Genomic DNA, 20,960 nt, shown 5'->3' on the forward strand with positions numbered 1-20,960 from the left:
TCGTCACTTCCCGTCGTCGAAGCTCACGATGACGGCGGCGTTCGCGATCAGGATCGGGTCGTTGCCGAGATCCGACGGAATCTCGAGCCCGCCCGCGATCGCCTTCACCGTCTTGGTGCCATAGGGCAGTTCCCTGGCGACCGCTTCGGTATCGACCGCTTCGGGATTCGGCACCGCGATCGTGACATCGACGAACATGTCGTTGGCGGTCTTGCCGAGCATGCGGAAAAAGCCGAGGCTGGAATGGCGGATCGCGTCCGAGACGGCCCGCTTGGCAGCCTTGGTGGCGTCGCGACCGTGAACGTCGACGCCCATGCCCATTTCGGTGATACAGCGCACGCGTGTCATGAAACTTTCCTGTTGTCGTTCGTGAGAGACGCTCACTCCTTCGACCGCCGCGCCCGCGGCGTCAAGCCGGGTCCCGCGACTCGTCCACGCGGTTGTGACTGGCGGGCCTGACGGAAGCGTCGTTCACAACGTCGAGAGCCCCGCGCCACCTGTCCGCCGTTCGATCCGTGCTGCGACAAGCGCACGGTGCACCTTGCCGGCAACCGGCTGACGTGAGCCTCTCATTCGCCCTGCTTCTGCAACACCGTGATGTGCAGACGGCGGCGGATCGCCATGCCCTGGCGGCGGTAGAGCGCGATTGCCGAGACGTTGCTGGTGAAGACGTGCAGGAACGGAATCTCGCCGCGCGCCACGATCTGGCGGCCGACCGCCGACAGCAGCGCCTGCGCATAGCCGCGGCCGCGGTGATCCGGATGCACGCAGACGGCGGTCATCTCGGTGTAGTTCCCGGGCTTCATCCGCTCCCCGGTCATCGCGACCAGCTCGCCGCCAACGCGGATGCCGAAAAAATTGCCGAGCTCATGCGTCCGCGCACTGAACGGACCGGGCTTGGTCATTTCCGTCAGCGCCATCATCGCGGGAACGTCGGCCACGCCGAGCCTGACGATCTCGACGCCGGGCGCGGAATAGTCCGCGGGCACCCCGATCATCTGCTCGCCGGTCTCGGCCAGCAGCACCTTGAACTCCGCCGGCACGGCGACCGGATCGGGCGTGAACAGCACCGCGATATCAGGCCCCGACAGCAGCGCACCAAGCGCGGCAAAGCTCTCGGGCGACATGTCGACCAAGTCGGCGAAGGGTGCGATCGCGAGCGGGAAGCGCCTTGCAGCGGCGCCACCTTCCGCGAGATCGCGCTGCCGCGTGGTCAGCGCGCTCCAGATAGGACGATCAAGCGGATGGGTTGGCGGAACATCGGACATGCGGCGCTTCGCTCCTGATTTTTCCAGAGAAGAGCAAGAAGCGGCGATGAAATCCAGCCTGGCGTGATGCCGTTGCGGCTCACAATCACGCCAGCCGGATTTCTTGTCGTTGGACCGAACGGCGCTTACGCCACCTTCAGGCAGAGCTCGGTGCCGCCCTTCAGCGGCAGCGTGATCGACACGAAGCCATTTTTGGGATCACGCACGAACTCCAAAAAATCCGCCTCGGCATTGTCGTTCACGACATAGCCGCCGACACGAAGCTGAGGAGCTACGATCTCGATCACCTGGCGCGCCAGTGTCGCTCCCTTCTCGCCCGGCCAGCCGTCGATCAGGATGAAGTCGACGGGGCCGCCGAGATCGCGCAGCGTCTTGCGTGCATCGCCTTCGCGGATTTCGGCGTAATCGGCAAGGCCGGCCTCCGCAAGGTTGCGCTTCGCGGCCGCGACTTTGGCCGGCACGATCTCCGAGCCGATCACGGTGCCGCCGCCATTGTCGCGCATTGCGGCGGCGAAATAGAGCGTCGACATTCCGACCGAGGTCGCGAACTCGGCGACGCGCCTGGCGCGCAGGCCGCGGCACAGCAGGTAGATCAGCTCGCCCTGCTCCGGGCGGATCGAGAATCCCTGCTCGGCATAGTCGTGCGGATCACGGCTGCCGCTCTGCATCGGATTGCCTCTCACCGGCGCCCGGCGCGTGGCCTGCAGGCGCTCGATGACGGCAGCGACGCGGGCGTCAGCAATCGCGCTGTGCGGTTCGGCGTTGTACATGAAGGGTCTCCTTTGCGACGGCGTCATTGCCGCAGGATTTCGGCGGCCGCGCGGTCGAGAATTTTCGCGATCCGTCGCGCCTCGGCGGCATCGCAGCCGCGCTTCTGGCGCAGCGCGCTCTTCAGCGCATGACGCGCGCGGTGAATATCGTCGGACGCCTCACTGTCGAGATCGCTGATGCCGGCGAAGGCTTCGCGCACCTCCTCCATGCGGCGGCCGATCCGCGACAACGCCTCGAGAATGGTATCGGCGGTCGCACGGTTATCGCCGAGATAGGCCTTGCCTTGCTCGGTGATGCTGTAGAGCTTGCGCGCCGCGTCCTGGGTGACGCTGGCATGTCCGATCTCCTCGAGGAAGGTCAGGGCCGGATAGATCACGCCCGGGCTCGGGCTGTAGAAGCCGTCCGACCGCTCCTCGATCGTCTTGATCAGCTCATAGCCGTGCGCCGGCTGCTCGCCGAGCAACGCCAGGATGACGAGCTGCAGATCCTGCGACGAGAGCCGCCGCGATCCCGGAAAGTCGCCGCCGCCCCGGCCGAAGAAGCCATGCCCGCCACGGCCAAAGCGATGACCGCCCCGGCCGTGCCGGCCAATGGCGAAAAACCCGAACCGGAAGCCATCGTCGTGCCGGTCATGAAACCTTGATTTTCTCATCGGTCTTTCCTTACTGAAAACATATCTTACGATATACCCAGACAGAAAGATCGCAACCCACGTTTGCGTGAGGCCTCGGGGGCGAAGCCGCAACCAAGCAGTCATAGTCGCCGCCCCACCCCAGACTTGCCGACGTGCGCGCCGCCGGCTTATGGCTTTGAAAATCCTTCCAGTCCTCATGCGCCCCAAAACGTTCGAAGCTCATTGCCTGCGACTGCCCGCCGCCACCAAAGTGGTGCAATGGGAGGGCACGTCGGTGTTCAAGGTCGGCGGCAAGATGTTCGCGCTGGCCGGCGGCATCATCGAGAGCACCGGCGGCTTCATGTTCAAGACCTCGTCCATGGCCTACCAGCTCCTGATCGAGCAGGGCCTGGCGCGGCCCGCGCCCTATCTGGCGCGCGCCACATGGGTGCAGCTGGTGCGGAATGACGCCCTGCCCGACGCAGAGCTCAAGGCCTATCTCAATCAGGCGCATGCGCTGATCGCGGCGAAGCTGACGCGAAAATCGCGCAAGGCGCTCGGCTTCGACTGATCGGCGCGGCCGCCGCGCGGCTCAGCTGCTCCCCAGCGGCCTATCGGAATCGCCCGACAGCAATTTCGGAAACAGCTGCTTGAAGGCGAATTTGTCATTGCCCTTGGCGCGCTCGAACCGCAGCACGACGTCGAAGCGGTCGCCCTCCCATTTGGTCGGCGGCGTGCCCTTGCTGACCGGGATCAGCGGCAGGATGTCGGAGATGATCGTCTTGTGCTCCCAGCACAACAGCACGATGCCCTTCGACGCCAGCACGGCCTTCATCAGCGCCGGCTCTTGCCCCTTGGCAAAGCCTTCGTTCGGTTTCAGGTGGCGGCGCGCGGCGAGCGCCGAGATCGTCTCGGCGGGACGGCTCGACGGCGGCTGATTGGGCGTCGTGCCCGGCATCGCCGCATAGATCGCGTCGGGCTTGGCATAGTCGCCGCCAGTGAGTTCGGTGCCGAACAACGCCGCCCATGCGCCGGCGCGCTGCCAGCCGCGGAGCACCAGCGACTCGGTATCCGACACCCCGTTTGCGGTGAAGCCGGGGCCCGGCCAGCCGTCGTCCGGCTTCTCGGCATGACGGATGATGAAGAGTGTGAGTGCGTCCATGGCGGCCTCTCCGGAGCAGAGATGGGGCGGAATGATGCTAGCCTCGATACAGCCTGCGGTTGATGAACCGCATCACAATTTGCGAAAGCTCGACCGGTACTGCGCCGGCGACACGCCGAGCCGCTCGGTGAACACGATGCGCATCCGATCGGCCGAACCGAAGCCGCAGTCGAACGCAACCGCTTTCAGTGGCCGGTCCGAGCCCTCGAGCAGCCGGCGCGCGGCATCGACCCGCGCCCGCTCGACGAATTCGTGCGGTGTGATGCCGGTCTCCTGCGCAAAGGCGCGGCCGAAATTGCGCACGCTCATGCCGACGGCCTCCGCCAGCGATTGCAGCGTGTGGCGCGCGCCGACCTGCTCCATGACATGCGCCTGCGCCCGCGCAATCGGCGAGGCTTCGTCGACTGGCGCGGTGAGATAGGGGCTGAACTGCGACTGCCCGCCCTGGCGCTGCACCACCACGACCAGCCGCTTTGCCACGGCGACCGCAACCTCCGGCCCATGACGTTCGGCGACCAGCGCGAGCCCGAGATCGATCCCCGCGGTCACGCCGGCCGAGGTCATCAGCCTGCCGTCGCGGATGTAAATCCGATCGGGAATCACGTCCGCGGCCGGAAAGCGCGCCGCCAGCCGCTGCGCGTTCTGCCAATGCGTCGTCACCTTGTGGCCGTCGAGCAGCCCGGCATGGCCGAGCGCGAAGGCGCCGGTGCAGATCGAGCCGTAGAGTTCAGCGCGCTCCGGCGCCCCGCGCAGCCACTGCGTCATTTCGGGATCCGGCGCGGCCTCGGGCAGCGCGGGCCCGCCGGCAACCAACAGGATATCAAACTTCTGCCTTGCCTCGTCGAAGCTGAGGTCGGCCGCGATTTTCATGCCGTTCGATGCGCGCAGCGGTTCGCGGGTGGCGCCAACCAGCACCGTCTCATAGCCATCGCCTGCGGGCACAAAGCCGTTCGTTTCCGCGAACACGTCGACCGGACCGGCGACGTCGAGCGCCTGAACCCCCTCGTGAATCGCGACCGCGACCTTCTGAACCGCCATGCCTTCTCCCTGCCCGCTGGCGCGAAACGACGTCTCGTTGGCCCGATCCGGCGGCGCGCGATCGTTGCGGGATCGGCCCAGAACAAGCGACAACAGCGCCGCCACGGATCACGCCGGAAGGCGATCCAGAACACACCGCAGAAGCGAGCGCCGAGCCCGCGTGATCCCACGCCATGGTCTCGTCTTGCCACATCGAGGAGCGTCTTGAAATGACCGAGATCATCGCCGGCATCCGCGTACCCGACAGCGCCATGGCCCGCGCCGCGACCCAGCTGGTGCGCGATGCCGAGGACGATTTGCTCTACAATCACAGCCGCCGCGTGTTCTTCTGGGGCGCGCTGACCGGCAACCGCCGCAAGCTGAACTTCGATCCCGAGTTGCTCTATATCGGCGCCATGTTCCACGACATGGGCCTCACGCCGGCGCATGCGAGCCCCGATCTGCGCTTCGAGGTCGACGGCGCCAACGCCGCGCGCGATTTCCTCAGGCGTTACGGCATACCCGAACGCGACATCGACGACGTCTGGGCCTCGATCGCACTGCACACCACGCCCGGCATTCCCGAGCATATGCGTCCGACCGTCGCGCTGGTCACCGCCGGCGTCGAGATGGACGTACTCGGCATCGCCTACGACGATTTCTCCGATGCACACCGCGACCACGTCTGCGCGCACCATCCGCGCGAGGCGAACTTCAAGGAGAACATCATCGATCATTTCGCCAGCGGCACCATCAAGAAGCCGCACACCACCTTTGGCAACGTCAAGGCCGACGTGCTGGCGCTGAAGGACATGAACTACAGAAGGACGAACTTCTGCTCGATCATCCTTGGTTCGAAATGGCCGACATGACGCAAAACGACTCTCAGGCGGGCGGACCGCGTTCCGGTCCGGGATCCCGACCGGCCGCCGCGAGTGAAAGCCGGCTCAGATAGTGCGCCCAGCCCTTGTCATGGGCCGCGCACTGCTCGGCATTCGGCAGGCCGCTATGGGTCATGCGCAACAGCGTGCCGCTGTCCTTGTCGATCAGGTCGATCTCGATCAGGCTGGATCCCGGCGGCACCTCGGCGCCGCCTTCCCATCCGAAGCTGTAGGCAAGTCGATGCACCGGCACGACCTCGCGGAACGCACCGCGCGCCGCCCGCGACAGATCGCCGGAGACGCCCTTGAGCAGATAGAGCCCGCCGGGATGCAGCTCGGTCTCGGCCTCTAATCCCATCCAGCTGACGATCTTCTGCGGGTCGGTCAGGAACGCGAACACCGTTGCGCGCGGGGCTGCGATCTGCATCTCGCGTTGGACGATGAAGGCTTCGGTCATCGGTCTATCCTCCATGGGCGGTCAGGTTTCGGGATAATTCGTGACAAGGGCGGTGCGTCAATCGCATGATGGGGTGATGCAGATGTCCTCGACACTGAGCTGGCTGGTCGACGCCGCCGCCGAGACCGCGGGCGCCAACCGGTTGCTGGCGGACCTCGGGAGCCACCTTATCACGGATGGTCTGCCGCTTGCCGGCGGTGCGCTGACGCTCGAAGTTCCGCACCCGCTGATCGCCAGGCGGACCTGGCTGTGGCGCGCCGACACCGGCGAGGTCATCGAGGCGCTCGGCTTCGCGCCGGAACAACCCTTTGCGATGCCCGCTATGGTGGGATCCGGCGATGCCGGCCGGCGCTGGCTCAATAGCCTCGCGCCCGGCCCGATCCACGACGATACGATCGGAACGCGGCCGGATGGTCCGACCCTGAGCTGGATCGGGGCCGATCCCTTCACGCCCACTGAGGCGGATCGATTGCGCGAGGCGGCGCGTTTCATGGCCGCGCCGCTCGCCGCGCTTGCGGCGCGCGCGACCTTGACGGCGGCGCTGGAGGCCTATCTCGGCCGGCGCAGCGCGGCGCGCGTGCTGGCGTCGCCCTTGCGGCGCAACACCGGCGAAACCATCCGCGCCGCGCTGCTGTTTGCCGATCTGCGCGGCTTCACCGCGCTCTCCGAAAGCCGTCCGCCTGCCGAGGTGATCGCGGCGCTCGATGCCTGGTTCGACCGCATCGCCGGCGCGATCCATGCCTTCGGCGGCGAGGTGCTGAAATTCATCGGCGACGGCCTGCTCGCGATCTTTCCGGTCACCATCAGCGCGCGCAGCGCATGCGAGGCGGCGTTGCGCGCGGTCTCGGCGGCGCGCGTCGGCATGGCGCATCTCGACACCGAGCGGCGCAGCCGCGGCCTGCCGCCCCTGCCATTCGGCGCGGCGCTGCATCTCGGCGAGGTGCATTGGGGCAATATCGGCGCCGCGGACCGGCTCGACTTCACTGCGATCGGCGCCGCGGTCAATCTGGTCAGCCGGCTGGAAGGCCTGTGCAAACCGCTGGAGCAGAGCGTGCTGGTCTCGGAAGCCGTTGCTGCCGCGACCGAGATGCCGCTGGTTGCGCTCGGCACCCATGAGCTGCGCGGCATCGCACGGCCCTGCGCGGTCTTCACGCTGCCGGAGGGATGAGCCGGTCATCGGAACAGCCGCAGCCACGGCGCCAGATGGAACGCGCTCATCAGCACGTACATCGGGACCATGCCCTGCAATGACAGCGGCCCCTGCATGGCGCCGCAGATCATGTCGGCCGGCGTCATCGTCGCCAGCAGCGCCATGACCGCGAAGGTCGGCGCTGCCGCGAGCGACAGCCAGCGCGCCGCCGTCGAACCGCGCCCGCCCGGCCTGCCCTTCAACCGATCGTCACGTGTTTCGATACCGCTCATCGTTCGATCTCTCTGGAGATGATCCATGTCGTCATGTGCTAGGTTAGGACCGGGCCTCGGAGGGCGAGAGTGACAAGTGTGTCGGGATTCGAATGGACTCGCTGATTACAGCTGCGGCGCGCGCACTCGCGGCGGGTGATCCCCTCGGCGCACTGAAACGGGTGGCCCTGCGCGACGACGCGCCGGCGCTGGCGCTGCGCGGCATCGCGATGGCAAGGCTCGGCGATTTCGCCCGCGCCAAGGAGCTGCTGCGGCGCGCCGGCCGCGCGTTCGGCCCACGCGAGGCGATCGCGCGGGCGCGCTGCGTGGTGGCCGAGGCCGAGATCGCGCTGGTATCGCGTGACCTGTCCTTTCCCTCGAAGAGCCTCGCCGCGGCGCGCGCGACGCTCGCGGCGCGCGGCGATGCGCTCAACGCCGCGCATGCCGGCTATCTCGAGATCCGCCGCCTGCTCCTGATCGGGAGCCTCGATGCCGCCGAGCGCATGCTGTCTGACCTCGATCCGGCGCCCTTCCCGCCGGCGCTGCGCGTCGGCCATGAACTGGTCGTCGCCGGGATTGCGATGCGGCGGCTGCGCACCAAGCCGGCCCGCGAAGCACTGGCCCGCGCAAGGGATGCCGCACGGCGCGCCCGCATCGCCGCGCTTGCAGCGGAGGTCGAGAGCACCGCGAACCTGCTCGCCACGCCCGCGGCACGCTTGATCGCACGCGGCAGCGAACGGCCGCTGCTGCTCGAGGAAGTCGAGGCCCTGATGGCGTCGAAGGCGCTCGTCGTCGATGCCTGCCGCTACGCGGTGCGCGATGCCCGGACAACGATCTCTCTGAATCGGCGTCCGGTGCTGTTTGCGCTCGCCCGCGCGCTGGGCGAAGCCTGGCCGCAGGACGTGTCGCGCAGCACGCTGATCGCGCGCGCCTTTCGCGGCAAGCACGCCGATGAATCGCACCGGGCGCGGCTGCGGGTCGAAATCGGGCGGCTGCGCCGGGCCTTGCGGCCGCTCGCCGACCTCAGCGCCACGCCCGACGGCTTCGTGCTGGAGCCGCACGGCCGGCGTGAGGTGAGCGTGCTGGCGCTGCCAGTCGAGGAAGAGCATGCGGCGGTGTTGGCGTTCCTCGCCGACGGCGAGGCCTGGTCGAGCTCGGCGCTGTCGGTCGCGCTCGGGGCGAGCCAGCGCACCGTGCAGCGCGCGCTCGATGCGCTGGCGGCCACCGGCAAGGTGCAGTCGGTCGGTCGCGCCCGGGCCCGGCGCTGGATGACGCCCCCGGTGCCGGGATTCACGACGACGTTGTTACTCCCTGCCCCGCTGCCCAACGGCTAGCATGGGGCTGCAATCGGAGCGTTTTCGCGCGAAGTGGGTACCGGTTCGCGCAAAGAAAACGCGTCAGAACAAAATCTGGAGTGGAGCATGAAGAAGTCTGAAGCCGAGATCATCCGGGAATATGCCTTCGAGGGCGTCGAGAGCGTCGGCGGCGTCAGCTTCGACGGCGAGCAGGTCTGGTTCGCGGCCGGCGGCCAGCTGATCGCGTTCGATCCCGACAGCGGCAACACCACCCGCACCCTCGACATCGCGGCCCATGCCGGCACCGCCTTCGACGGCAAGCACCTCTACCAGATCGCCGAAGACCGCATTCTGAAGATCGAGCCGAGCAGCGGACGCGTGATCGCCACCATCCCCGCGCCCGGCGGCGGCCGCGACTCGGGCCTCGCCTGGGCGGAAGGTTCGCTGTGGGTAGGCCAGTATCGCGACCGCACCATCGTGCAGGTCGATCCGGACACCGGCAAGGTGCTGCGCACCATCGAAAGCAACCGCTTCGTCACCGGCGTCTCCTGGGTCGATGGCGAACTCTGGCACGGCACCTGGGAAGAGGACCAGAGCGACGTCAGGCGGATCGATCCGCAAACCGGCGAAGTCATGGAGCGGCTGGAGATGCCGAAGGGCACGTTCGTCTCCGGGCTCGAATCCGACGGCAAGGACCGCTTCTTCTGCGGCAGCGGCTCGAGCAACAACAAGGTGCGCGCGATCCGCCGGCCGAAGCGCAGCCGCGCGTGAAGCGAACGATCGCTCCACGCGCTGAGCCAGCTTAAGCCGGAGCGGGCACCGCGGTGGGTCGCGCCGAGGCCATCGGCCGGAAGGTCATCATGATCAGGAACGCGCCGAGGCCCGTGGCCCAGGAGCCGACATAGAGCCACGTATAGCTCGCAAAGGCATCGTAGATCAGGCCGCCGGCCAATGGCCCGGTCGCCATGCCGAGGCTGCCGGCCATCGCGGTGCCGCCGATCACGGTGCCCAACATGCGCAGCGGGAAATTCTCGCGGATCAGCACCGAATACAACGGCATGGTGCCGGCATAGATGAAGCCGAAGATCGCCGCGACCGCATAGAATGCGGCAAGCTCGCGCACGAAGACGTAGCCGAGCGCGCCGAATGCCTGTGCCAGCAGGCCGAGCACCAGCACGCGCTTGGCGCCGAAGCGGTCGCCGAGCAGGCCGAAGGCGATACGACCGCCCATCCCGGCGAGCCCCTCCACGCTGTAGATCGTGACCGCGGCAACCAGCGGAATGCCGCAGGTCACCGCGTAACTCACCGTGTGGATGATCGGCCCCGAATGGGTGGCACAGCAGAAGAAATTGGTCGTGATCAGGATCAGGAATTGCGGCGAACGCAGCGCCTGTGCCAGCGACATCGGCGGCTCTCCGTTGGCGGAGACCGCTGCTTCTGGGGCGTCGCCTTGCAGCGCCGGCGGGCGCCGCACCAGCAACGACGCCGGGATCATGATCGCGCCGACCACGCCTGCGACGATCAGCATCGCGGTCCGCCAGTCGTGGTGGGAGATCAGCCAGGCCGCGAGCGGCGACATGGTCATCGGCGCCATGCCCATGCCGGCCGACACCAGCGAGACGGCGAGACTGCGATGGGTGTCGAACCAGCCGGTGACGCAGGCCATCATCGGCGCGAAGATCGCCGCCGTGGCCGCGCCGACCAGCGCGCCGAACATGAACTGAAAGGCCAGCAGCGAGGTCGCCCGGCTTGCCAGCGCCAGACTTGCCGCCAGCACGATCGATCCGGTCAGCACCACCGGGAGCGGCCCGAACCGGTCGGACAGCGTGCCCCAGATCATGCTGGTGAAGGCCATCGCGAGGAAACCGATGGTCATCGCGCTGGAGATCCCGGTCACCGACCAGCCGGTCTCCCGCGCCATCGGCTGCAGGAACACCGGCAGCGAGAACATGCCGCCGATCGCGACGCAGCCAAGCAGGCCGCCGGCCGCGACGATCACCCAGCGATAGGTCGAATTGCTCATTCCGGAACTCCCATGGCGTTCGTTCTGGCTGAAAGACGAACGGGCCGGACCGGAACCGACAACGAAGGACCGCGCCGGCTCACTTTTTTGCGAGCCTGGCAGCGGCCAGGGCCGCTACCGCGATGCTAGGGCGTGTACCTATGGATGCGCCCGCCGAACGGGAGGGGTTCCTTTTTACTTGCCGCCGATGTTTCCTTGGTCTCGGCGCGGAATGGGCATGCAGGGATCGCTGGGTCAGACCGTCACTCCGCGGCTTCGCGCTGCGGGACGCCCTGCTCGACGTCGAGCTGCAAAATGTCGTTGAAGCGATTGAAGGCGCCGCACAGCGCGATCCGCCAGGTCAGCTCGACGATCTGCGCTTCCGAAAAATGCTCGCGCAGGCGTGCGAAGATCTCGTCGCGGGTTTTGTTCCAATTGTTGGTGATGGCGATCGCATATTCGACCACCAGCCTGTCGAGCGAATCAAGCTCGGGGTGATCCTGATAGTCGAGCAAGCGCTCGGCGCCCGCCTCCGAGACGCCCTGGATCGCGAGCTTCGGCGCATGGTGCGAGACGCAGTAGTCGCACTTGTTCAACAGCGACACCGTCACCAGCGCAAGCTCGAGATGCCGCTTCGAGACCACCGCCTCGTCGGCAAGATCGACCAGCAGCGACCACATGTGCTTGAAGATCGGCGGCCGCTGCGCCATGACGCCGGCCTGGTTCTCGAATGCGCCGTAGGTGGTCATCTTGTCCCACAGCGGCTTGAGCTCGGCCGGCAGGTCGTTCCTGGTCTTGACGGACACGCGTGACATGATCTTGCCTCGGATCGGAATTGAACCGGCCCAGCCTGCCCCGCTTCGTCCGATACCGCAAGCCGCCCGACGGCATGGCACTTATCACGCTGGATCGCTGCCGCTGGCGACGATACACGAAGCCATCGCCCTAGAACGACGTTCCGCCGCCGAACCTGAACTCCTGCACGATATCGTATTTGCCCTTGGTGATCGGCACCGCGTAGTCGAAGCGCAGCGGGCCGAATGGCGACGCCCAGATCAGGCCGATGCCGACTGAGGTCCGCACCACGTTCTCGTCGTCGTATTGCAGGCCGCATTTGCAGGCGGCCGTATTCACCTCACCCGTCGCGGCCCACGAGGTCGGGCCCTGGTAGTCCCACAGCGAGCCGGCGTCCGCATAGACCGCGCCCTTCAGCCCGACCTCGGAGGGCAGGAACCAGAACGGCATCTGCAACTCCATCGACGCACCCCAATATTTGGTTCCGCCGAGCGCATCCCCGGTCGCCCCGAAGCTCGCATAGGTGATGTCACGCGGCCCAATGCCGCCGGTGGCAAAGCCGCGCACCAGGTTCGGCCCCATCTGGAAATGATCGAGCATGCGCGGATCATTGTTTCCGACCTTGCTGAGCAGGCCGCCCTGCAAATGGATCAGGCCGATCAGATCGGAGACTAAAGGCGTGTAGTATTTCGCGTCGATCGCGCTCTTCAGATAGCTCACGTCGCCGCCGACGCCGGCGAAATCCTGCTTGAAATCGATCAGCAAGCCGTCGGTCGGGTTCTTGTTGTTGTCGAGCGTGTTGTAGGTCAGCGTATAGCCGACCGCCGAGGTCCAGGTTGCCCCCTGCGCCAACTCCTCACGCACCGGCAGCGTGGATTCGCCGTCGCCATAGCAACCATATCCGTAAAGCCCCGAAGAGACCGAATTGGTGGGGTCGATGCCGTGGAGCACACTCTGGATGTAGGCGGGCGTCGGATTGAACGCGAGCGAGGTGTTGGCCGCATTGTTGTTGCAATTGTTATAGGCGCTATCGAGCGAGATTTCCTGCTGATAGAGCGAATAGCGCAGCTGGAGGGTCAAGTCCTCGCGCAGGGCAAGGCCGAGCCTCGGCGAGAACCCGATCGTCTTCACGCCATACGTCGTGAAGGACGTCGGCAACTGCTCCTTGTAGTAGGCATCGAGCCCGAGCGCGATGCGATAGTCGAGCAGATACGGCTCGACAAAGGACAACGTCAGGCCGCGCGAGTATTGGCCGTAGCTGACCGATGCCTTCGCGTACAGGCCGCGGCCGAGCAGATTGCGTTCGGAGACGCTGACCTCGGCGAGCGCGCCGTCGGTCGTCGAATAGCCGCCCGAAACCGAGAAGTCGCCGGTCGACTTCTCCTCCAGATCGACAACCAGGATGACGCGATCGCTGGACGAGCCGGGCTCGGTGGTGATCTTCACCGTCTTGAAGTAGTCGAGATTTTTCAATCGCCGCTCGGCGCGATCGACCAGCGCGCGATTATACGCATCGCCCTCGGAGATGTCGAACTCGCGACGGATCACATAGTCGCGCGTGCGGCCATTGCCGCGAATGTCGATGCGCTCGATATAACTGCGTGGCCCTTCGTCCACGTGGAACACGATCCCCACCGTATGGGCCTCGAAATTCCGGTTGCCGTCCGGACGGACCACTGCGAAGGAGTAGCCACGGCGCGATGCCTCGATCTGCATGTCCTCGACCGACTTCTCGACCGCCTCGGCGTTGTAGAGCGAACCTACGCTGACGCGCGACAGCGAGCGCAGGCTGTTCGGATCGAAGCCGGCAATGCCGGACTGGAAGCTCACGGTCGCGACGCGGTACAGCTGCCCCTCCTCGATCTTGAAGGTCACCTGAAAGCCCTTGTGCTCCGGGTCATACTCGGCGAGCGCGGCCACCACCTGCACGTCCGCATAGCCGTGCTTCAGATAGAAGCGGCGGATCAGGTCGCGGTCGGCCTCGATGCGATCGGGGTCGTAGATGTTGGCGTTGCCGAGGAAGCTCAGGAAGTTGGTCTCATGGGTCTTGATCACGTCCTTCAGACGCGACGCCGAGAAGCTGTTGTTGCCAATGAACTCGATGGTCTTGATGCCGGTCTTGGCGCCCTCGTCGACGGTGAAGACGAGATCGACGCGGTTGTTCGAGCGCTCGATGATCTCGGGCGTGACGCGCACGTCGTAGCGGCCGGAGTGCCGGTAGATTTCAGCAATCCGCAGCGCATCCGACTGCACCATCGGCCGCGACAGCGTGCCCCGCGGCTTCGACTGTACCTCGGCCGAGAGCTGCTCGTCCTTGACCTTCTTGTTGCCCTCGAAGGCGACTCGGTCGATCACGGGATTCTCGATCACCGAAACCACGATCCGACCGCCGATGCGATTGATCTTGACGTCCTGGAACAGGCCGGTCCCGACCAGCTCCTTGAGGGCATCGTCGATGGCCGCCTGATCGAGATGGCCGCCGGGCCCGGGCCTGAAATAGGAGCGGACGGTCTCCGCCTCGACCCTCCGGTTGCCTTCGATCGTGATCGCATCAACCGATTGGGCTGCCACCGGCGCCACCAACAGCCAAGTCACCAGCGATGTCACCGACGTCCCCGGGATCGAAAAAACCGCAAGTACGATCGCCGCGACAAGGCTCCGCCACGTTTTCATTCCACACCTCGCGAACAAGTCACCCGTTGTGAGGGGATGGTGATGGCTGCGGTGTGGCTGCCGGATTGCGGGATTATTTCCAGTGGTTTGGGACTGTGAGCGCGACGCAGCGCTGATCGCCGCCCGGTGTGTTTCCGCCTGCGTGCGCCGCTCACAGTTCAGAAACATTATGCTTACGAAAAGGCGCAATGCCGCCCACAAGCGACGCCTATGCTGGTCGATTGATGGCTGAGCGCGCCGCAACGCGCGCGACGACACCCTTCATCAAGAGGCCCAGTCGCGGACCATGCTTGCACATACGCCAAAGATCCTGGTCGTCGAGGACGATCTGCCAACCAGAGACCTGATCGCCCGCTACCTGCGCGACCAATCCTGTCTGGTCGCCACGGCCTCGAACGGCCGGGAAATGGATCGTTACCTTGCCGGGCACTCGCTCGATCTCGTCGTGCTCGATCTGATGCTGCCGGGAGAGGACGGACTGACCCTGTGCCGCCGCCTGCGCGGCGACTCGACGATCCCGATCATCATGCTGACAGCCAAGGGCGAGGACCTCGACCGGATCCTCGGGCTCGAGATGGGCGCGGACGATTATCTCGCCAAACCGTTTAACCCGCGCGAGTTGCTGGCGCGGATCAACGCCGTGCTGCGCCGCCAGGCCCAGGCCGACCTTGCCGGGCGCTCCGGCCAGAGCGCTGCCCGCCTGCGCTTCCAGGATTGGACCATCGATCTGCGCCTGCGTGAACTGCGCGATCCCGACGGCGCCCAGGTCACGCTGACCAGCGCCGAGTTCGACCTGCTGCAGGTGTTCTGCGAGCGGCCCGGCCGGATCCTGACGCGCGATGGCCTGTTGACCATGACGCGCAGCCGGCCAGCCAGTCCGTTCGGACGCAGCATCGACGTGCTGGTCAGCCGGCTTCGCCGCAAGCTCGACATCAGCGAAGGATCGTCGGTGATCAGGACGGTGCGCACCGGCGGATACATCTTCACGCCGCATGTGGAGGACGCATGAGCTGGACCCGCAGGATCGCCGCACTGTTCAGCTTCCGCCGGATCAGCGGCCAGATCGCGGCCCTAATCCTGCTGTCGCTGGTGCTGATCCACGCGCTGATCGGGCTCTACTTCACCAGCCAGAAACCGAAATCGTTCGCGGACCGGCCGATCCATCAGTTCCAGTTGGTTGCCAAGCTTCTGGCCGAGGCGCCTGCGGCCAATCGCCCAGCGCTGTTGCAGGCGGCCGACCGGGCCTTTCCCCGCTTGCACTTCACCTTGCGCGATGCAGCTCCCGACTCGTCTGACAGGGCTTCGTCCGAGGCACCCGACGTCGACGATATCGATGAGTTTTCCGCGAAGGCTGCGCCGGCGGCGGTTCGGTTACCGGACGGAGCCCTGGTCGAAGCGACGATCGGCCCGACGAAAATGCCGCCTTTCTTCGGCGCATTCTGGGTCAGCACGTTCCTGTTCCTGTTCGTCAGCGTCACGCTGCTCGGCGTCTGGGCCGGTCGCGCGCTTAGCGCGCCGCTCTCCGCCTTTGCCCGCGCCGCCGAGAATTTCAGCGTCAGCCAGGCGGCCGCTCCGCTTCCGGAGACCGGTCCGGAGGAAATCCGCGCTGCCGCCGTCGCGCTCAATCGGATGCGCGAACGCATCACCACCCTGATGAACGATCGCACGCGCATGCTCGCCGCCATCAGTCATGATCTGCGCACCCCAATCACCCGGTTGCGGCTCCGGTCCGAATATATCGAGAACGACGCGCAGCGCGCGGAGACCCTGCACGATCTCGACCAGATGCAGGCGATGCTGGAATCCGTGCTGTCATTCCTGAGCGGCGGCAGCGCGGCGAAGCCGACGCTGGTGAACGTGGCCGCCCTGCTGCAGACGGTGTGCGAGCAATTCTCCGATTGCGGTCATGTCGTGCGCTACCACGGCCCGACCAGGGCATCGCTTCTGATCCGCCCCAGCGAGATCAGCCGCACCGTGACCAATTTGGTGGAAAACGCGCTGCGGTTCGGCAGCGAGGTCGATATCCGGCTGTCCGCATCCGCCGATCGCACCGTCATCGACGTCACCGACGACGGCCCGGGGATTCCGGCGCACCTTCGAGCCGATATGCTGAAGCCCTTCATCCGCGGCGACGAGGCCCGCACCATGGACGAGAAGAGCGGCTTCGGGCTCGGTCTTTCGATCGCGCAGGCCATGGTGCGTGGGCATGGTGGCGAACTGTCCCTGCACGACAACGAGCCGCACGGCCTTCTTGTCCGTATCGCGCTGGCGGGAGCCGTGCATCTTGTATCGGATCGAGCCGAAACGAGCCTGCCTCGCCCCGCGCTGCGCGAGCTTGTGTCGGGCTAACTCACGTGAGCTTCTGAGAACGCCGTTTCAGTTCGTCCGGCGTGACGCGGCAGTCGCCGCCGGAGGCTCAGCCCTTCTTCGAGTCGCCGCGCATGTGATGCAGCAGATTGTCGCGCAGCCTGACCACGCTCTTCTGCACGATCGGAAACTCGTCGCCGAGCCCGGTGGCCTCGACCAGCGACGCGTTGATCTCCTTATCGAGCAGCCGCCGGCCGGCCGCCGTCAGGCTCACCCGCACCTGCCGCTCGTCGGCGGGATCGCGGGTGCGGCTGATATAGCCGCTCTGCTCCAGCTTCTTGAGGATCGGCGTCAGCGTGTTGGATTCCAGGAATAGCTTCTCGCCGAGCGCACTGACGGTCTGGTCGTCGGCCTCCGACAGCGCGATCAAGGCAATGTATTGGGTGTAGGTCAGGCCGACGGCGTCCAGGATCGGCTTGTAGGCGCGGCCGAAGGCCAGATTGGCCGAATAGACCGCAAAGCACAGAAAATTCGAGAGTTTTCGGCCTTTGGTTTCGGTCTTGGCGAGGCGGGTCACGGGCGGCTCCGGAGTTTGTGAAGTCCGGGTCAATATAAATCGTATCCGATTAAATCGGAAGTGCTTGACACGCTCGAATGCGGGGTTTATTTCGACACGTATCCGATTAAATCGGACACGATTTAAATTCAACCGAAAGGAGTTCGCCATGACCGCCAATGCCAAGGTTCTCGTCACCGGAAAGACCCACGTCACCGCCGGCCCGAACGGTGCCGCCCGCTCGCGCGACGGTTTCCTCGACGTCAAGCTGCCGCAGCCGCACCCGGCTGCCGAAAACCTGTTCGCCGCCGCGTGGTCGGCTTGCTACATCGGCGCGATCCAACTCGCGGCCGGCCAGCGCAAGGTCAAGCTCGCGAGCGAGCCCGAGGTCGACGCCGAGATCGATCTGAACCAGGCCGGCAGCGCCTTCTTCCTGAGCGCGCGCCTCAACGTCCACATTCCCGGCGTCGAGCGCGAGGTTGCGCAGCAGCTGATCGAAGCCGCGCACGGCATCTGCCCCTACTCCAAGGCGGTGCACGGCAACATCGACGTCACGACCACCCTCGTTTGAGACCAGCTCATGACGACCTCCGACGCGGACCGGCCGCTTGCCGGTTCGCGGCCGGACAGATTCAGACGACAAACCTGGAGTCCAAGATGACCAGCAAGCTGTTGACGGCGACGCGCCTTCTCGCAAGGACGGCCTTGTTCGCTGCAAGTCTCCTGACGATCCCGAGCGCGCAGGCCGAGCTGCCGGCCGGCATCACCCGAACCGACCTGCAACGCCATGACCTCAGCGCCCCCGGACGTGAAGCCGTCCAGGTGCGCGTCGACATCGCGCCTGGCAAGGCGTTCGGCCAGCACACCCATCCCGGCGAAGAGATCATCTATGTGCTCGCCGGCACGCTCGAATACGATGTCGACGGCAGATCGCCGGCAACGCTGAAGGCCGGTGACGTGCTGTTCATCCCCGCAGGCGCCGTCCACGCGGCGAAGAACGTCGGCGACGTCACGGCCAGCGAGCTTGCGACCTACATCGTCGAGAAGGACAAGCCGCTGCTGACCCTCGTGAAGTGACAGATCCCGCCTGCCCGCCCCTTTCCTCAGGGCGGGCGCAGCGGCGGCGTCTCACTTGGTGCCCTGGGCTTGGGCCTGCGCGACCTGCCGCGCATTGAAGATCAGGAAGCTGATCGCCGCCATGATCCAGACGCCGATGCCGCCATAGAGCATCACCCAACCGAACCCGCTCGCGAGTGCCTGATGCACGATCGACCCGGTCAGCTCTGGTGCGGATGCAACGTCGCCGGCGGCGATCCGCTCGGCGATGACGCGGAGTTGCGCGCCGTCCATCGATGGCAGCACGGCCTTCAGATGCGCCAGCACGCCGCTCGACAGGATAAACCCCATCAGCGCGATGTTGACCGACAGCGAGACCATCCGCGCGCTCATGTCGATGCCGGAGGCCATGCCGGCGCGGTCGCTCGAGACCGAGCCGGTCGTCGTGTTGGTGACCGGCGTATTGGTGATGCCGAGGCCAATTCCGGCGAGCAGGCAGCCCGGCAGCATCGTCAGCCAGTCCGGTTGTGCGGCGGCGCTGCCGAACTTCATCAGCATGAATCCGGCGCCGATAGTGAACAGCCCCACCGGAATGATCAGGCCCGGCTGGTAGCGCAGCGACAGCCGCTCGGCGAATGGCGGCATCACCAAGGTCGGCAGCGTATAGGCGAGCAGTGCCAGCCCGGCGGACACGCTGTCATAGCCGAGGCCGGCATGAAACCAGATCGGCAGATAGATCATGAACGGCCAATAGCTGAGGTTCATCGCCGCCGAGCCGATGATCGAGCCTGCGAACGCCGGGATCCGGAACACCGAGAAATCGAACATCGGACGCCGGCTGACCCTCTCGGCAACCAGGAACGCGACGAAGCTCATGGCCGACACGCCGAGGATCGCGAGCCCCTTCGAACTGACGAAGCCGAGATCCGGCCCCTGCGTGATGTAGAACGCGAGGCAGAACACCGCGAGCGACATCGTCACGATGCCCGCGACGTCGAGGCTGCTCGCCTTCGGGTCCCTCGATTCATGAACCCCGCCGATCGTCAGCACGAAGGCAACCGCCGCGAACAGCACGTGGACCAGGAACACCCATTCCCAGCTCAGCACCGCGACCACGGCGCCGCCGATGATCGGTCCGAAGCCGAGGCCGATGCCGAAGATCACGCCCCACCAGCCCCAGGCGACGGCGCGCAGCCGGCCGCCCTGGAATTCGCGCGACAGCACCGCGATCTGGCAGATCAACAGCGCACCGCCGCTCAGGCCTTGCAGGAACCGGGCGACAATCAGCATTTCGACGCTCGAGGCGACGCCGCAGATCAGCGAGGTGATGCCGAAGGCGGCGATCGCGACCAGGAAGACGCGCTTACGTCCGTAGCGGTCCGCCACCGTCCCGATCGCCATCAGCACCGTGGTCACCGCGATGGTGTAAGCGTTCATGATCCATTGCAGCGCCTTGAAATCGGCATGCAGCACCCGCTCCAGCGTCGGCAGGATCGCGGGAATGCTGGATATCTCCAATCCAAACATCAGGCAGGCAAGACATGCGGCTGCCAGCACGACAGTGCCGCGGCGGCTCGGTTCAGTTGACATGATCGGGCCTTTTGTTGTGACGAGCCAACGGCATACCGCGCGCTGTTGCCAGGGTGCTGGCAGCAGCGTCGGTCGATCGACTCACGATGTATTGAGGCAGCAGCGGCAGGAATCGGGTGGCCGCGGCGCTTCACAACGCAAAGCTAGTCACCGCTTGAGCATTGGTGAATTGGATGACTAGATATTTCAGAGACAACAATTCCGGATGAATGACATGACCACCCTCGATGTCGATGCCGTCAAGGCGTTCGTGACGATCGCCGATCTCAAGAGCTTTACCCGCGCAGCCGATGCGCTCGGCACCACGCAAGGCGCGATCAGCGTGAAGTTGAAGCGGCTGGAAGCCCGGATCGGGCAGAAGCTCGTCGAGCGGACGCCGCGGCTGGTGCGGCTGTCGGCGCAGGGCGCGGTGTTTCTCGAGTCCGCCCGCGCCTTCCTTGCCGCGCACGACCGCGCCGTCGCCGGCCTGTCGTCGGCGCGCCGCCGTTTCTCGCTCGGGATAGCCACCCACGTCGGAGCGCCCGAGCTCCCCACGGTGCTGGCGCGGCTGAGCACGCACGACCCGGCACTCACGATCGAGGTCCGGCTCGATGATGCCCGTGACCTGATCGATGCCTTCGATCACGGCTCGATCGACGCGGTGATCGTATTTCGCGAGGACGACCGCCGCGACGGCGACGTGCTTGGACCTGATCATTTCGGCTGGTTTGCCACGCCCGGCTTTGTCCACCGCGCCGGCGAGCCGTTTCGGCTGGCAGCCTCCTCACCGTCCTGCGGCATCCTCAACACCGCGACTCGCGCGCTCGACGCCGCAGGCCTTCCGTGGACCGAGACCTTCCTTGGCTGCGGCGCCTTTGCCGTTGCCGAGGCCGTTTCAGCCGGCCTTGCGATTTCGATATTCTCGCGCCGGATGGCGCCTCCCGGAACGATCGAGGTTGGCGAGAAATTCGGCCTCCCTGCGCTGGCCCCGTCCGAGATCGTGCTGCTGTCGGCACTGTCCGACGTCAGATCCCGCGCGATCCTGAAGACGATCGTCGGCGCCTTTCGCGACCATCATCGGCCGCCAGTTGATCGCACAGCAGGCAACATCCCGGCAAACGTCCTCCAGATGTGAAC

General features: G+C 65.9%; 23 protein-coding genes. 10 read left to right on the top strand and 13 right to left on the bottom strand.

Annotated features, from left to right (window positions below):
• Positions 1 to 3: 3 nt before the first annotated feature.
• The 4 genes from ACVIW0_RS21620 to ACVIW0_RS21635 all read right to left on the bottom strand — a co-directional run bounded on the left by ACVIW0_RS21620 (position 4) and on the right by ACVIW0_RS21635 (position 2,691).
• Positions 4 to 348, bottom strand: a complete 345-nt coding sequence (locus ACVIW0_RS21620; RefSeq protein ID WP_212014469.1) for a Lin0512 family protein — start codon at positions 346 to 348, stop codon at positions 4 to 6.
• A gap of 221 nt (positions 349 to 569) precedes the next feature.
• The gene (locus ACVIW0_RS21625) at positions 570 to 1,268 is read right to left on the bottom strand and encodes a GNAT family N-acetyltransferase (protein WP_461354159.1); all 699 of its coding nucleotides are present in this window, start codon (positions 1,266 to 1,268) and stop codon (positions 570 to 572) included.
• 125 nt (positions 1,269 to 1,393) lie between these two features.
• Positions 1,394 to 2,038, bottom strand: a complete 645-nt coding sequence (locus ACVIW0_RS21630; protein ID WP_461354160.1) for an O-methyltransferase — start codon at positions 2,036 to 2,038, stop codon at positions 1,394 to 1,396.
• Between the two features lie 23 nt (positions 2,039 to 2,061).
• Positions 2,062 to 2,691: a PadR family transcriptional regulator gene (locus ACVIW0_RS21635; protein WP_461354161.1), complete on the bottom strand. Its 630-nt coding sequence runs from the start codon at positions 2,689 to 2,691 to the stop codon at positions 2,062 to 2,064.
• A 178-nt stretch (positions 2,692 to 2,869) separates the two neighbouring features.
• On the opposite strand from ACVIW0_RS21635, the gene ACVIW0_RS21640 reads away from it, so the two are divergent.
• Entirely contained in the window at positions 2,870 to 3,223 is a 354-nt protein-coding gene (locus ACVIW0_RS21640; RefSeq protein WP_461354162.1) for an MmcQ/YjbR family DNA-binding protein, read from the top strand.
• Positions 3,224 to 3,244: 21 nt separating this feature from the next.
• Here ACVIW0_RS21640 and ACVIW0_RS21645 read toward each other — a convergent pair whose 3' ends face one another.
• Together ACVIW0_RS21645 and ACVIW0_RS21650 are read right to left on the bottom strand one after the other, a co-directional pair.
• Positions 3,245 to 3,814 carry a histidine phosphatase family protein gene (locus ACVIW0_RS21645; protein ID WP_461354163.1) on the bottom strand — a complete coding sequence of 190 codons (570 nt, stop codon included), beginning with the start codon at positions 3,812 to 3,814 and terminating at the stop codon, positions 3,245 to 3,247.
• A 72-nt stretch (positions 3,815 to 3,886) separates the two neighbouring features.
• Positions 3,887 to 4,852 carry a GlxA family transcriptional regulator gene (locus ACVIW0_RS21650; RefSeq protein WP_461354164.1) on the bottom strand — a complete coding sequence of 322 codons (966 nt, stop codon included), beginning with the start codon at positions 4,850 to 4,852 and terminating at the stop codon, positions 3,887 to 3,889.
• Between the two features lie 209 nt (positions 4,853 to 5,061).
• On the opposite strand from ACVIW0_RS21650, the gene ACVIW0_RS21655 reads away from it, so the two are divergent.
• Positions 5,062 to 5,703: an HD domain-containing protein gene (locus ACVIW0_RS21655; protein WP_461354165.1), complete on the top strand. Its 642-nt coding sequence runs from the start codon at positions 5,062 to 5,064 to the stop codon at positions 5,701 to 5,703.
• A gap of 13 nt (positions 5,704 to 5,716) precedes the next feature.
• Here ACVIW0_RS21655 and ACVIW0_RS21660 read toward each other — a convergent pair whose 3' ends face one another.
• Complete coding sequence (locus tag ACVIW0_RS21660; RefSeq protein ID WP_461354166.1) at positions 5,717 to 6,169, bottom strand: SRPBCC family protein; 453 nt, start codon at positions 6,167 to 6,169, stop codon at positions 5,717 to 5,719.
• Positions 6,170 to 6,245: 76 nt separating this feature from the next.
• Here ACVIW0_RS21660 and ACVIW0_RS21665 point away from each other — a divergent pair, with 76 nt between their 5' ends.
• Positions 6,246 to 7,337, top strand: a complete 1,092-nt coding sequence (locus ACVIW0_RS21665) for an adenylate/guanylate cyclase domain-containing protein (RefSeq protein ID WP_461354167.1) — start codon at positions 6,246 to 6,248, stop codon at positions 7,335 to 7,337.
• 5 nt (positions 7,338 to 7,342) lie between these two features.
• Here the strand turns inward: ACVIW0_RS21665 and ACVIW0_RS21670 are convergent, their stop codons facing one another.
• On the bottom strand, positions 7,343 to 7,591 hold the full coding sequence (locus tag ACVIW0_RS21670) for a hypothetical protein (protein ID WP_461354168.1): 249 nt from the start codon (positions 7,589 to 7,591) through the stop codon (positions 7,343 to 7,345).
• Between the two features lie 92 nt (positions 7,592 to 7,683).
• Between ACVIW0_RS21670 and ACVIW0_RS21675 the strand changes: the two genes are divergently transcribed.
• Entirely contained in the window at positions 7,684 to 8,904 is a 1,221-nt protein-coding gene (locus ACVIW0_RS21675; protein WP_461354169.1) for a helix-turn-helix domain-containing protein, read from the top strand.
• A gap of 87 nt (positions 8,905 to 8,991) precedes the next feature.
• Complete coding sequence (locus ACVIW0_RS21680) at positions 8,992 to 9,636, top strand: Vgb family protein (protein WP_461354170.1); 645 nt, start codon at positions 8,992 to 8,994, stop codon at positions 9,634 to 9,636.
• A gap of 31 nt (positions 9,637 to 9,667) precedes the next feature.
• On the opposite strand, the gene ACVIW0_RS21685 is transcribed toward ACVIW0_RS21680, so the two are convergent.
• The 3 genes from ACVIW0_RS21685 to bamA form a co-directional block, all read right to left on the bottom strand.
• A complete protein-coding gene (locus ACVIW0_RS21685; RefSeq protein WP_461354171.1) occupies positions 9,668 to 10,888 on the bottom strand; it encodes an MFS transporter in 1,221 nt (406 codons plus the stop codon).
• Positions 10,889 to 11,130: 242 nt separating this feature from the next.
• Positions 11,131 to 11,682 carry a carboxymuconolactone decarboxylase family protein gene (locus ACVIW0_RS21690; protein ID WP_461354172.1) on the bottom strand — a complete coding sequence of 184 codons (552 nt, stop codon included), beginning with the start codon at positions 11,680 to 11,682 and terminating at the stop codon, positions 11,131 to 11,133.
• Between the two features lie 130 nt (positions 11,683 to 11,812).
• The gene (gene bamA / locus ACVIW0_RS21695; protein WP_461354173.1) at positions 11,813 to 14,335 is read right to left on the bottom strand and encodes an outer membrane protein assembly factor BamA; all 2,523 of its coding nucleotides are present in this window, start codon (positions 14,333 to 14,335) and stop codon (positions 11,813 to 11,815) included.
• Between the two features lie 286 nt (positions 14,336 to 14,621).
• Between bamA and ACVIW0_RS21700 the strand changes: the two genes are divergently transcribed.
• On the top strand, positions 14,622 to 15,344 hold the full coding sequence (locus ACVIW0_RS21700) for a response regulator (RefSeq protein WP_461354174.1): 723 nt from the start codon (positions 14,622 to 14,624) through the stop codon (positions 15,342 to 15,344).
• Positions 15,341 to 16,684, top strand: coding sequence for an ATP-binding protein (locus ACVIW0_RS21705; protein WP_461354175.1), 1,344 nt, complete (start codon positions 15,341 to 15,343; stop codon positions 16,682 to 16,684). The genes ACVIW0_RS21700 and ACVIW0_RS21705 overlap by 4 nt, the downstream gene beginning before the upstream one ends.
• 67 nt (positions 16,685 to 16,751) lie before the next feature.
• On the opposite strand, the gene ACVIW0_RS21710 is transcribed toward ACVIW0_RS21705, so the two are convergent.
• Positions 16,752 to 17,219 carry a MarR family winged helix-turn-helix transcriptional regulator gene (locus tag ACVIW0_RS21710; RefSeq protein ID WP_461354176.1) on the bottom strand — a complete coding sequence of 156 codons (468 nt, stop codon included), beginning with the start codon at positions 17,217 to 17,219 and terminating at the stop codon, positions 16,752 to 16,754.
• 148 nt (positions 17,220 to 17,367) lie between these two features.
• Here ACVIW0_RS21710 and ACVIW0_RS21715 point away from each other — a divergent pair, with 148 nt between their 5' ends.
• Both ACVIW0_RS21715 and ACVIW0_RS21720 read left to right on the top strand, forming a co-directional pair.
• The gene (locus ACVIW0_RS21715) at positions 17,368 to 17,769 is read left to right on the top strand and encodes an Ohr family peroxiredoxin (RefSeq protein WP_461354177.1); all 402 of its coding nucleotides are present in this window, start codon (positions 17,368 to 17,370) and stop codon (positions 17,767 to 17,769) included.
• An 86-nt stretch (positions 17,770 to 17,855) separates the two neighbouring features.
• Positions 17,856 to 18,275, top strand: coding sequence for a cupin domain-containing protein (locus tag ACVIW0_RS21720; RefSeq protein WP_461354178.1), 420 nt, complete (start codon positions 17,856 to 17,858; stop codon positions 18,273 to 18,275).
• Positions 18,276 to 18,326: 51 nt separating this feature from the next.
• Here ACVIW0_RS21720 and ACVIW0_RS21725 read toward each other — a convergent pair whose 3' ends face one another.
• Positions 18,327 to 19,844, bottom strand: coding sequence for an MFS transporter (locus ACVIW0_RS21725; protein WP_461354179.1), 1,518 nt, complete (start codon positions 19,842 to 19,844; stop codon positions 18,327 to 18,329).
• Between the two features lie 214 nt (positions 19,845 to 20,058).
• On the opposite strand from ACVIW0_RS21725, the gene ACVIW0_RS21730 reads away from it, so the two are divergent.
• Positions 20,059 to 20,958, top strand: coding sequence for a LysR family transcriptional regulator (locus ACVIW0_RS21730; protein ID WP_461354180.1), 900 nt, complete (start codon positions 20,059 to 20,061; stop codon positions 20,956 to 20,958).
• Positions 20,959 to 20,960: the final 2 nt, after the last annotated feature.

The organism is Bradyrhizobium sp. USDA 4454 (assembly GCF_054822705.1).

What these genes read in the sequence shown, in the direction of transcription:
- ACVIW0_RS21620 (WP_212014469.1), bottom strand. Translation starts at nt 348, where the DNA reads ATGACACGCGTGCGCTGTATCACCGAAATGGGCATGGGCGTCGACGTT.
- ACVIW0_RS21625 (WP_461354159.1), bottom strand. Translation starts at nt 1,268, where the DNA reads ATGTCCGATGTTCCGCCAACCCATCCGCTTGATCGTCCTATCTGGAGC.
- ACVIW0_RS21630 (WP_461354160.1), bottom strand. Translation starts at nt 2,038, where the DNA reads ATGTACAACGCCGAACCGCACAGCGCGATTGCTGACGCCCGCGTCGCT.
- ACVIW0_RS21635 (WP_461354161.1), bottom strand. Translation starts at nt 2,691, where the DNA reads ATGAGAAAATCAAGGTTTCATGACCGGCACGACGATGGCTTCCGGTTC.
- ACVIW0_RS21640 (WP_461354162.1), top strand. Translation starts at nt 2,870, where the DNA reads ATGCGCCCCAAAACGTTCGAAGCTCATTGCCTGCGACTGCCCGCCGCC.
- ACVIW0_RS21645 (WP_461354163.1), bottom strand. Translation starts at nt 3,814, where the DNA reads ATGGACGCACTCACACTCTTCATCATCCGTCATGCCGAGAAGCCGGAC.
- ACVIW0_RS21650 (WP_461354164.1), bottom strand. Translation starts at nt 4,852, where the DNA reads ATGGCGGTTCAGAAGGTCGCGGTCGCGATTCACGAGGGGGTTCAGGCG.
- ACVIW0_RS21655 (WP_461354165.1), top strand. Translation starts at nt 5,062, where the DNA reads ATGACCGAGATCATCGCCGGCATCCGCGTACCCGACAGCGCCATGGCC.
- ACVIW0_RS21660 (WP_461354166.1), bottom strand. Translation starts at nt 6,169, where the DNA reads ATGACCGAAGCCTTCATCGTCCAACGCGAGATGCAGATCGCAGCCCCG.
- ACVIW0_RS21665 (WP_461354167.1), top strand. Translation starts at nt 6,246, where the DNA reads ATGCAGATGTCCTCGACACTGAGCTGGCTGGTCGACGCCGCCGCCGAG.
- ACVIW0_RS21670 (WP_461354168.1), bottom strand. Translation starts at nt 7,591, where the DNA reads ATGAGCGGTATCGAAACACGTGACGATCGGTTGAAGGGCAGGCCGGGC.
- ACVIW0_RS21675 (WP_461354169.1), top strand. Translation starts at nt 7,684, where the DNA reads ATGGACTCGCTGATTACAGCTGCGGCGCGCGCACTCGCGGCGGGTGAT.
- ACVIW0_RS21680 (WP_461354170.1), top strand. Translation starts at nt 8,992, where the DNA reads ATGAAGAAGTCTGAAGCCGAGATCATCCGGGAATATGCCTTCGAGGGC.
- ACVIW0_RS21685 (WP_461354171.1), bottom strand. Translation starts at nt 10,888, where the DNA reads ATGAGCAATTCGACCTATCGCTGGGTGATCGTCGCGGCCGGCGGCCTG.
- ACVIW0_RS21690 (WP_461354172.1), bottom strand. Translation starts at nt 11,682, where the DNA reads ATGTCACGCGTGTCCGTCAAGACCAGGAACGACCTGCCGGCCGAGCTC.
- bamA (WP_461354173.1), bottom strand. Translation starts at nt 14,335, where the DNA reads ATGAAAACGTGGCGGAGCCTTGTCGCGGCGATCGTACTTGCGGTTTTT.
- ACVIW0_RS21700 (WP_461354174.1), top strand. Translation starts at nt 14,622, where the DNA reads ATGCTTGCACATACGCCAAAGATCCTGGTCGTCGAGGACGATCTGCCA.
- ACVIW0_RS21705 (WP_461354175.1), top strand. Translation starts at nt 15,341, where the DNA reads ATGAGCTGGACCCGCAGGATCGCCGCACTGTTCAGCTTCCGCCGGATC.
- ACVIW0_RS21715 (WP_461354177.1), top strand. Translation starts at nt 17,368, where the DNA reads ATGACCGCCAATGCCAAGGTTCTCGTCACCGGAAAGACCCACGTCACC.
- ACVIW0_RS21720 (WP_461354178.1), top strand. Translation starts at nt 17,856, where the DNA reads ATGACCAGCAAGCTGTTGACGGCGACGCGCCTTCTCGCAAGGACGGCC.
- ACVIW0_RS21725 (WP_461354179.1), bottom strand. Translation starts at nt 19,844, where the DNA reads ATGTCAACTGAACCGAGCCGCCGCGGCACTGTCGTGCTGGCAGCCGCA.
- ACVIW0_RS21730 (WP_461354180.1), top strand. Translation starts at nt 20,059, where the DNA reads ATGACCACCCTCGATGTCGATGCCGTCAAGGCGTTCGTGACGATCGCC.